Source organism: Sulfitobacter sp. HI0027 (assembly GCF_001634775.1).
Lineage (GTDB): Bacteria > Pseudomonadota > Alphaproteobacteria > Rhodobacterales > Rhodobacteraceae > Sulfitobacter.
Genome location: NZ_LWER01000057.1, coordinates 1 through 9,613, shown reverse-complemented (window position 1 = coordinate 9,613; position 9,613 = coordinate 1). Strand labels below are relative to the sequence as shown.

Below are 9,613 nucleotides of genomic sequence, written 5' to 3'. Positions count from 1 at the left end.
GGCTTGCCGTTGGGTCTGCAACTGATCGGGCGCCCGTGGGAAGAGGCCGAGTTGCTGTCCTCCGCCTATGCGCTGGAGAAGGCGGCCGGTTTTGTGGCCAAGCCCGAGAAATGGTGGTAAGCCGCAGGGCGGTGAATAAGAGGCGAGAGCGGGTCAGATGATCACACGGACACTTCTAGCGATGACAGCAGGCGGTCTTTTGGCAGCCTGCCAACCGGCGATCCCCGATTCCGGGAACATCAACAGCGGGCGCGGCGTCGGCTTTGGCGACAGCAATTTCGAAGCCGAGCAGCGTGCACGCGATGCGGCGCTGGCGGGCGATGGCAGCTTCACCTCTGACGTTACCGCCCAGCCGTTAGATGACGGCTCCCCCGAAGCGACGGCGGCGGAAACTGCCCGCGTTCTGGCGGCGACCCGTCCGGGCGGGGCAAGCAACGGTCTGGGCAATGACGCCACGACCAACTCGGGCGTTTCCCCGGTGAACGCCAGTCCGTCGAATCCGCCCCCCGCCGCGGTCAACGCCGTTGGCATCTCGAACGAGAACAACTTTGATGCGGTGTCGGGCCAGCGCAGCATTCAAGACGACGCGGCCCGTGTGGCCGCCAACCGCGCCCAATATCAGGTGGTTCAGCCCGAAGCACTGCCCGAGCGTCGGAACGTCGGCCCGAACATCGTCGCCTATGCGCTGCAATCCAACCAATCGGTCGGTCAGCAGGTCTATAGCCGTTTCGGCTTTAACAAGGCCCGCAAGTTTGAACGTGCTTGCGCGCAGTACAGCCACGCTGACCAAGCGCAGATTGCTTTCCTTGAGGCCGGTGGTCCCGAAAAGGACCGCGAGGGCATGGATCCCGATGGCGATGGCTTCGCCTGCAACTGGGATCCCACCCCCTTCCGCCGGGCTGCGCAGGGCTGATAGATGCCTGTCGCGCCTGACGTGACGGCGCATCCCTCACCCAATTACGGCCCGCGACGCGGCGGGCTGCGGCCCCGGCTTATCGTCCTCCACCACACGGCCATGACCAGCGCCCAAGCGGCGCTGGATCGGCTCTGCGACCCCTCTGCGGCTGTCTCTGCGCATTATCTGATCTGTGGCAACGGGCGCATCCTGCAATTGGTCAAGGAAGACCAGCGCGCTTGGCACGCGGGCGTCGGCGAATGGGCGGGTCAGGACGACATCAACTCCCGCTCCATCGGGATCGAGTTGGACAACCGCGGCGATCACCCGTTCTCAGAACCGCAGATGTGCGCGCTCGAAACCCTCCTGCCCGGCATCATGGAGCGTCACAGTATCCCGCCCGACGGGATAATCGGCCACTCCTGCATGGCACCGGGCCGAAAGGTCGACCCCGGCCCCCGATTCGATTGGGCACGGCTGGCGCGGCGGGGGCTGGCCTTGCCTGCGGGCGACGGCGTTGCGCCAAAGACCGCCACAGCCGACACCTTCCGCGACGCCGCGCAGGCCGCAGGCTTCACCGCGCCCTGCGATGATGCAACGCTGCTAGAGACCGTGCGGATGCGTTTCCGTCCCCACGGGCGCGGCCCTCTCACCCCCGCAGACCTTGCCGCCCTGCCCGCCCCCATTGACGCGCCACGCGGCGGCGTCTAGGGCGGGGATGCGCGGAAGGCTGGATGGCCGCTGCGTCGACTCGCGTCGCATGACCGACGACCACTCCCGTCACACGCATGTGTGACATCCGTGGCGTCGCTTTTGCGGGGCAAAAGCGACGTAGAGGAAAGTCCGGACTCCAAGAAGGAACGGTGCCGGGTAACGCCCGGGCGGGGCAACCCGACGGAAAGCGCCACAGAAATGAAACCGCCCCTTGGTCCGGCTTGCCGGAACCCCCAAGGGGTAAGGGTGAAACGGTGGGGTAAGAGCCCACCGCGGGGCTGGCAACAGCTCTGGCACGGCAAGCCCCACCGGGAGCAATGCCAAATAGGGACCGCGCGCCGCTGATCTTCGGGTCAAAGGCGGGGCTCTTCTGCCCCAGCAGGTCCGGGTTGGCAGCTGTAGCCGCATCGGCAACGGTGCGGTCAGAGGAATGGTCATCGCCTGTCTTGCGACAGGTACAAAATCCGGCTTATAGGCCTTCCGCGCATATTCCTGCCCTTTCAGGTCCGAAAGGCAGGTTTTTCGACGAAACCGGCGTCTTTCGGCATCGGACGGGCAAATAGCGGTTGACTCGGGCGCGGGTCTGACTAGAACCCGAAATTCAGAATTCACGCACGCCTGCGCGGCCGTGCAGCAGGAGAAGACACATGGCGAAGCCAACCACGATCAAGATCCGCCTGAACTCGTCCGCGGGCACAGGCCATTTCTACGTGACCAAGAAGAACGCACGCACCATGACCGAGAAGATGGTCATCAAAAAGTACGACCCCGTTGCGCGCAAGCACGTCGAATACAAAGAAGGCAAGATCAAGTAAGATCGCCTGCTTTGAACGGTTTCAAAAGGCCACGCGGTTTGCGCGTGGCCTTTTGCGTTGTGGAGCCGGGTAAGGCGCGCTTAGCGCAGCTTTAACCGACCTAGGCCGCCAGGGCAGCGGCAGCCCGTCAATCGCACCCCTTTCCCGCTCAGGGCGCCTGCACCACCCATTGTCGCGAAGATGGGACGCGCCGATAGCGCAGGCACCCCACCGCCCCGTCGAAATGCAGCCGCTCCCGCCCAGAGGCGACCGTTTTCTCTTGAGGCACCTCAAAATTCGCGCAGACAGCGAGGCTCTCAGCCCCTCGCGCCACCTCATAGGCGGCGCCGGTCAGCGGATCGTGGAGGCTCTGCTCTGTGCTGCGACAGGCGCGAGAGAACGCCGCCTGCTCTGCAGTCTCGCAAATAAGCGCATCGGCGAGGTGCCGCAGGTCTGCCAGACGGGTCTGGTCACGGCTTTCGGCGCGCGCATGACCCGGCCCGCCGACCACGGCGAAACCGGCAAGGAGCGCGGCCAAGACCACAGCCACGGCACCGCCAAAGAACAGCCGGTTCACCCGGTCGCCCCCTGCCGCCCATCGCGGCGGTAATAGCCAAAGATGCCCCCGGCGATTCCTGCCACCACCAGTGCCTTCAGCGCGAATTGCACTGTCAGATCACCACTGAGAAAGGCATAGATCACCGCTACCAGATCGCCCAACAGGACCGCAGCGGCGAAAAGCAGGGTCACGTAGGTCATCCAACTGCGAATGGCCGAGCGCGCCAGCGCCGGATCAGCGGCCAACCGCCTGTTTTCGCGCGTGGCCAGCCACAGGTACAGCGGCAACGTCACGATCAGCACCGCCATGGCCCAGCGGATGCGATAGGTCGCCCCGCCACCCTCTGAGGAAATGAAGTGGTCGATCAAAGCATGCAGCAGCCCCACCAGATACCCCGCGCCAAAAAGCAGCGCTCCGAACATCAGCGCATAGACGAAAAAATCCCGCGCCGTGACCACGGGGCGCGGGCGTGGCACCGGCGGGGCAAAGGGCACATCCGCCCAGCCTTCCAATGCGTCGCTGACCTCTTGCGCTGACCAGCCCGCCTGGCCCAACACTGCGGCGATCTCAACGCGGCTTTCGCCTGCGCTGAGCGCATCCCGCACGAATTGCGCCAAATCCCTATTGCCTGCCATGGGTTACCCCCCTCTTTTGGCTTGGAAAAATGCAGTTAAAAGCTGCTCTGAGTCCCGCGCGGCGATGCCGTCAAAGACCTGCGGCGCGTGATGGCATTGGGGATGCGAGAACACCCGCGCGCCCTGCGCCACGCCGCCTGATTTGGGGTCTGCCGCACCATAAAACAAGCGCTCTAGCCGCGCGGCGGCGATGGCCCCGGCGCACATCGCGCAGGGCTCCAACGTGACGTAGAGCGCGTGACCGATCAGCCGTTCTGAGCCAACAGCCGCACAGGCCGCACGCAGGGCCAGCATCTCGGCATGGGCGGTTGGATCGTTGCGCGCGCGGGTTTCGTTGCCTGCCGTCGCGACGATCCGCCCTTCGGGTGAGACGACAACCGCCCCCACCGGCACCTCGCCGCGCGCGGCAGCGGCGCGGGCCTCGGCCAGCGCCTGACCCATATATGAGCGAAACTCCATTCCGTCACATGGCCGCAAACGCCACCCTTTCGCAAGCCCGTGAAACAGGGTAAGCGCAGTGTATGAACGCAAAAACGCCCCCCTCCGGCTCAGGCCCGCAAAACACCGACACCGATGCTGACGCCAGCACATCCAAGGGCGACCGTATCGCCAAGGTGCTGTCGCGCGCCGGTATTGCCTCGCGCCGAGAGGCCGAGCGCATGATCGAAGCGGGCCGCGTGCGCGTGAACGGAGAGCAGATCACCTCGCCCGCGCTGAACGTCACGCCTGAGGATAAGATCACCGTCGACAACACCCCCGTCGGCGCGCCCGAACCGCCGCGCATCTGGCTTTATCACAAGCCCACCGGGCTGGTGACGACAAACTCTGACGAGAAGGGCCGCGAAACGATCTTTGATGCCCTGCCCGAGGACATGCCCCGCGTGATGACCGTAGGCCGGCTTGACCTCAATTCCGAAGGGCTTTTGTTGCTGACCAACGATGGCGGCGTGAAACGCAAACTGGAACTCCCCAGCACCGGCTGGCTGCGCCGCTACCGCGCGCGGGTGAATGGCCGCCCCACGGATGAAATGCTGGAGCCTCTGCGCCGCGGCATCACCGTGGAGGGCGAAAATTTCCAGCCGATGGATGTGACGCTGGACCGCCAGCAAGGCGCGAACGCTTGGCTGACCATCGGCCTGCGCGAAGGCCGCAACCGCGAGATTCGCCGCGCGATGGAGGCCGTGGGCCTGACTGTAAACCGGCTGATCCGGATCTCTTACGGCCCGTTCCAATTGGGCGAGTTGAAGATCGGCGAGGTAGAAGAACTGCGCCGCAAGGTCGTGCGCGATCAACTGGGCCTTGAGTTGGAAGACCCCAGCGGCACCGCTGTCAAAAAGCCCACGGGTCTGCGCCGCCCGCCACGCCGCAAACCCGGCGGTTTTGGGGGCGCGGGCCAGCCCGGTCTGCCCGTACAACCCGGCGAAGATGATGAACCGCCGCCCCGCCGTGGTGGCGGAAAGGCGAAGAACGCACCGCGTGGCAAGGCAGCTCAAGGCAGGCCCAGTGGTAAACCCAGCGGCAAACCGGGGGCGCGTCCTGCAGGGCGCCCCAATGCGAAGCCGGACGGTAAACCGGGGCCAAAGCCCGGTGGCCGGGGGCCAAAACCCCGCCGCTGACCGGCGATGCCCCAAGTTGCCCTGCGCGTTTCCGGAACGCTGCCGACCTGCGTGCGTTGAATAGAGAACGGCAGGGCAAGATCAGCGCGAAACCGCTGGCAGAAAAGGGCAATATGTTGCGAATAGTGATGTTTTTGGTGGCCTTGGCCGCGCTCGTGGTTATCATCCTCGGCGCGGCCTCGCTCTTGGGGCGCGCGGCTGACAGTGCCGGCACGGCGCTGCGCCCGATCTGGGGCGGCGAAAGGGGAAACATGATGGCGCCAACGACCTTTCAGAAAATCGCCTTTGGGGCGTTGCTGGTTTTGCTGCTTGGGCTGACCAGCGGTTTTCTCGGGGGGCTTTGATCCATGGCGCAGCGCTTTGGCGGCAAATATAGCCCCGACACGGACGCCACCCCCGGCAGCACACCGCGCAAGACCCGCAGCCTGCGGGTCGATCCTGTGGGCGGGCGGGTGAACCTGATGTTCCTGCCCCCGGTCCTGCTGGCTGGAACCTCGCTTGTCGGTGGCGCGGGCACGCTGGTCCTTGGCCTTGGCGGGGCGTTTTTGTTGGCCTCGGGCGTCTGGCTACTGCGCGACGGCCTTCTGGCGGAGGCGGAGTACCACGAACGCAAAGTTGCCCGCCGCCCGGTTCTCCCGCGCAAAATTCTGGCCGCAGTATTGGCGGGCGCTGGCGCGGCCCTTGCCGCTTACAGCAATGACCCGAGCCTGATCGCAGCCCTGCTCTACGGTGTCGCGGCCACGGCCCTGCACCTTGCGGCATTTGGCATTGATCCCTTGCAGAACAAGGGTATGGAGGGGATCGACACCTTCCAGCAAGACCGCGTTGCCCGCGTGGTAGATGAGGCCGAAAAGCTGCTCTCGGGCATGAGCCAAGCGGTCTTGCGCGCAAGCGACCGGCGGGCCGAAGCACGGCTGGCCGAGTTCCAAGAAACCGCCCGCCAATTGATCCGCACCGTAGAAGAAGACCCCCGCGACCTGACCGCCGCCCGCAAATACCTTGTCGTCTATCTGCGCGGCGCGCATGATGCGACGGTGAAATTCGCCGACCTCTATGCCCGCAACCAAGACGCGCAAGCCCGCGACGACTACCTCGCTTTGCTCGACGATCTGGATCAGAACTTTGCCGCCCGCACAGCGAAGTCCCTGCTGGACGACCGCAGCGATCTGAACGTGGAAATCGACGTGCTGCGTGAACGCCTCTCCCGCGAGGGGGTCCGACTGGAACAGCCCGCCCCTGCAAATACCAAGGAAGATCAGTGATGACCGATGCCCTCCGTGAAAAAGCTGCCCAATCGCAAGGGTTGGTGGAAGAAGTGAACGCAACCGTTTTGCCCGAACCGGCGGATGCCAATGCCATCGTGCCATTGGCCAAAGCTGATGCCGCACAGAGCGCGGAAATCCAAAAGCGTATGGCCGAGATCGACGTGACCGATACGCAATCCATCGTCAGCTTCGGCTCTGCCGCGCAGGCCGAGTTGCAAGAGATCAGCCAATCCATGCTGGCCGATGTGCGCAACAAGGATGTCGGCCCCGCGGGCGATAGCCTGCGCACCATGGTCAGCGCGATCCGCGGCTTCTCGGTCTCTGAGCTGGACGTGCGGCGCAAACAAAGCTGGTGGGAAAAATTGCTGGGCCGTGCCACCCCATTCGCCAAATTCACCGCGCGTTTCGAAGAGGTACAAGGCCAGATCGACCGGATCACGGACAACCTGCTGGCACATGAGCATACGCTGTTGAAAGACATCAAATCGCTCGACCTGCTTTATGAAAAGACGCTGCAATTCTACGACGAACTGGCGCTTTATATCTCGGCCGGTGAGGCCAAGATTGTTGAACTGGATCACAAGACCATCCCCGCCAAACAGACCGCGCTGGATAAGGCGAACGAAGACGATCAGGTGATGCGGGCGCAGGAACTCCGTGATCTGCGTGCCGCCCGCGATGATCTGGAGCGTCGGGTGCATGATCTGAAACTGACACGTCAGGTCACCATGCAATCCCTGCCTTCGATCCGTCTGGTGCAGGAGAACGACAAAAGCCTCGTGACCAAGATCAACTCGACCTTGGTGAACACCGTGCCGCTGTGGGAAACGCAACTGGCCCAAGCCGTGACCATCCAGCGCAGCGGTGACGCGGCTAATGCGGTGCGCGAGGCGAATGACCTGACCAACGAATTGCTCACCTCCAACGCCAAGAACCTGCGTGACAGCAACAAGGTGATCCGTCAGGAAATGGAGCGTGGCGTCTTCGACATCGAAGCAGTGAAACAGGCCAACGAAGACCTGATCGGCACCATCGAAGAATCCCTGCAAATCGCCGATGAAGGCAAGGCAAAACGCGCCAATGCCGAGAAGGAGTTGCAGGAAATGGAAGGCCGTTTGCGCGACACACTGGCCGCCGCTAAGGCCCGCGAAACGGGCTTGGGCGATACCACAGGCAATGCGGTGCCAAGCTAAGACCGACGTGGGGGAACAGGTAATGCAAGAACGTCTGCGCAGAAAACTGCGCGCCGGGGGGGCGCTGGCGCTGAGCATGCTATTGCTGGCCTGCGCCGAACCCGCGCCCGTCTTGCAACAGGTCGCCAAGCCGCAGGCCCGCCCTGTGGTAAAGCCCCCCTCTCCGGCTGTGGTGGCCAAACCCACTTCGCAAAAAAGCGCCATGCTGCGCAGCTATTTGCATCAAGTTGAGAAGGCGCAGTTGAGCCAGGATTTGCTGCGCCAAGACGGTGGCGGTGATGACACGCCCTTTACCAGCGAAATGCTGGTCCGCAACTTTGAGCAGATCGCCCTTTATAACGAATATGACGGCAATTTTTCCGGCCACGGTGGGGCCAGTCCCCTGCGCCGCTGGGAAGGGCCTGTGCACATGCAGATCATCTTCGGTGATAGCATCCCCCCGTCGCAACGCCGCTCTGACACCACCAACATCAAGGCTTTCGCGCGACGCCTTGCCCGGGTTACGGGGCATCCGATCTCAACGACAGGCACGCCTAATTTCATAGTGGTTGTAGCTTCTGAAGATGACCGGGTCGATGCTTTGACCCATGCTGCGGAAAAGGTCGCGGGCGTAAGCCCATCGTCGCTCCGTGCGATGCGCAACATGCGCCGCGACACCTATTGCGCCGTGGCCGCCTATGCCGCGGGCGACCACCCGAATGTCTATACCGCCGCCGTGGCGGTGATCCGCTCGGAAAACCCCGGGTTGCTGCGGCTGTCGTGCATCCACGAAGAACTGGCCCAAGGCTTGGGTCTGGCCAATGACAGCCCCGCCGCACGCCCGTCGATCTTTAACGATGACGACGAATTCGCCTTGCTGACCAAACACGACGAACTCCTGCTCAAGATGCTCTATGACAAGCGTCTGCGCCCCGGCATGACAGCAGAGCAGGTCAACCCGATCACCCGGATCATCGCACGCGAGTTGACGGACGGGCCGGTGTAACGCAGCTTTACGACGAAAGAATAAGGACCATTCCCATGGGCATTTTCGATTTCCTCTCCGGCCAGTTCATCGACGTCATTCACTGGACCGACGACACCCGCGACACCATGGTTTGGCGGTTTGAGCGTGAAGGCCATGAGATCAAATACGGCGCCAAGCTGACGGTGCGCGAGGGGCAAGCGGCGGTCTTTGTGCATGAGGGGCAGTTGGCGGATGTCTTCACCCCCGGTCTCTATATGCTTGAGACCAACAACATGCCGATCATGACCTCGCTTCAGCATTGGGACCATGGCTTCAAAAGCCCGTTCAAGTCCGAGATCTATTTCGTCAACACCACCCGGTTCAACGATCTGAAATGGGGCACCAAGAACCCGATCATCGCCCGCGATCCTGAGTTTGGCCCGGTGCGCCTGCGCGCCTATGGCACCTACTCCGTCCGCGTGAGCGACCCGGCGAAGTTCCTGACCGAGATCGTCGGCACCGATGGTGAATTCACCATGGATGAAATCTCTTACCAAATCCGCAACATCATCGTGCAGGCCTTTTCGCGCACACTGGCAAGTTCGGGCATTCCGGTGCTCGACATGGCTGCGAACACCCGTGAATTGGGGCAATTGGTCGGCAAAGACATCGCCGCACAGATCGCCGAATACGGGCTGGCGATGCCCGAGCTTTACATCGAGAACATCTCCCTCCCGCCCGCGGTTGAGGCGGTGATGGACAAACGCACCTCCATGGGCGTGGTCGGAAACCTTAACGAATACATGCAGTTCCAAGCGGCTGAGGCGCTTGGCCGCGATGGCGCGGGCGGGGCGGCGATGCAAACCGGCCTCGGCGCGGGTCTGGGCATGAGCATGGCGCAGGCCGCCAGCGCGCAGGCCGGCCCTTGGGGCGCGCGCCCTGCCCCCACCGCCGCCGCACCGGTGCCGCCGCCCCCGCCGCCGGTCGAAAAGGTCT

12 protein-coding genes and 1 other RNA gene are annotated in these 9,613 nt (G+C 63.5%); 10 read left to right on the top strand and 3 right to left on the bottom strand.

Features of this window, described 5'->3' with window-relative positions; all coding sequences use genetic code 11:
* The first annotated feature begins 157 nt into the window (after positions 1-157).
* The 4 genes from A3722_RS03790 to rpmG all read left to right on the top strand — a co-directional run bounded on the left by A3722_RS03790 (position 158) and on the right by rpmG (position 2,424).
* Positions 158-913, top strand: a complete 756-nt coding sequence (locus A3722_RS03790) for a hypothetical protein (RefSeq protein ID WP_067627490.1) — start codon at positions 158-160, stop codon at positions 911-913.
* 3 nt (positions 914-916) lie between these two features.
* Positions 917-1,606: an N-acetylmuramoyl-L-alanine amidase gene (locus A3722_RS03785; protein WP_067627492.1), complete on the top strand. Its 690-nt coding sequence runs from the start codon at positions 917-919 to the stop codon at positions 1,604-1,606.
* A 72-nt stretch (positions 1,607-1,678) separates the two neighbouring features.
* Positions 1,679-2,098: RNase P RNA component class A (rnpB, locus tag A3722_RS03780), an RNA gene on the top strand.
* 158 nt (positions 2,099-2,256) lie between these two features.
* A complete protein-coding gene (rpmG, locus tag A3722_RS03775) occupies positions 2,257-2,424 on the top strand; it encodes a 50S ribosomal protein L33 (protein WP_007119221.1) in 168 nt (55 codons plus the stop codon).
* 148 nt (positions 2,425-2,572) lie between these two features.
* On the opposite strand, the gene A3722_RS03770 is transcribed toward rpmG, so the two are convergent.
* From A3722_RS03770 to A3722_RS03760, 3 genes are read right to left on the bottom strand one after another with little or no spacing between them, the layout of a single operon-like run.
* Positions 2,573-2,980 carry a hypothetical protein gene (locus A3722_RS03770; protein WP_067627494.1) on the bottom strand — a complete coding sequence of 136 codons (408 nt, stop codon included), beginning with the start codon at positions 2,978-2,980 and terminating at the stop codon, positions 2,573-2,575.
* Positions 2,977-3,597: a DUF5671 domain-containing protein gene (locus A3722_RS03765; RefSeq protein WP_067627496.1), complete on the bottom strand. Its 621-nt coding sequence runs from the start codon at positions 3,595-3,597 to the stop codon at positions 2,977-2,979. The genes A3722_RS03770 and A3722_RS03765 overlap by 4 nt, the downstream gene beginning before the upstream one ends.
* A 3-nt stretch (positions 3,598-3,600) precedes the next feature.
* On the bottom strand, positions 3,601-4,056 hold the full coding sequence (locus A3722_RS03760; RefSeq protein WP_067627497.1) for a nucleoside deaminase: 456 nt from the start codon (positions 4,054-4,056) through the stop codon (positions 3,601-3,603).
* Positions 4,057-4,118: 62 nt separating this feature from the next.
* Here A3722_RS03760 and A3722_RS03755 point away from each other — a divergent pair, with 62 nt between their 5' ends.
* The 6 genes from A3722_RS03755 to A3722_RS03730 form a co-directional block, all read left to right on the top strand.
* On the top strand, positions 4,119-5,213 hold the full coding sequence (locus A3722_RS03755) for a pseudouridine synthase (RefSeq protein WP_067627499.1): 1,095 nt from the start codon (positions 4,119-4,121) through the stop codon (positions 5,211-5,213).
* A gap of 113 nt (positions 5,214-5,326) precedes the next feature.
* Positions 5,327-5,557, top strand: coding sequence for a hypothetical protein (locus A3722_RS03750; protein WP_067627501.1), 231 nt, complete (start codon positions 5,327-5,329; stop codon positions 5,555-5,557).
* A 3-nt stretch (positions 5,558-5,560) separates the two neighbouring features.
* Positions 5,561-6,475 (top strand): 5-bromo-4-chloroindolyl phosphate hydrolysis family protein, encoded by a 915-nt coding sequence (locus tag A3722_RS03745; RefSeq protein WP_067627502.1) that lies wholly within the window; start codon positions 5,561-5,563, stop codon positions 6,473-6,475.
* Positions 6,475-7,671: a toxic anion resistance protein gene (locus tag A3722_RS03740; protein WP_067627504.1), complete on the top strand. Its 1,197-nt coding sequence runs from the start codon at positions 6,475-6,477 to the stop codon at positions 7,669-7,671. The genes A3722_RS03745 and A3722_RS03740 overlap by 1 nt, the downstream gene beginning before the upstream one ends.
* 22 nt (positions 7,672-7,693) lie before the next feature.
* Entirely contained in the window at positions 7,694-8,656 is a 963-nt protein-coding gene (locus A3722_RS03735) for a DUF2927 domain-containing protein (RefSeq protein WP_067627506.1), read from the top strand.
* A 35-nt stretch (positions 8,657-8,691) separates the two neighbouring features.
* Positions 8,692-9,613, top strand: a 922-nt coding sequence (locus A3722_RS03730; RefSeq protein ID WP_067915920.1) for an SPFH domain-containing protein, incomplete at its 3' end; no start/stop codon positions are given.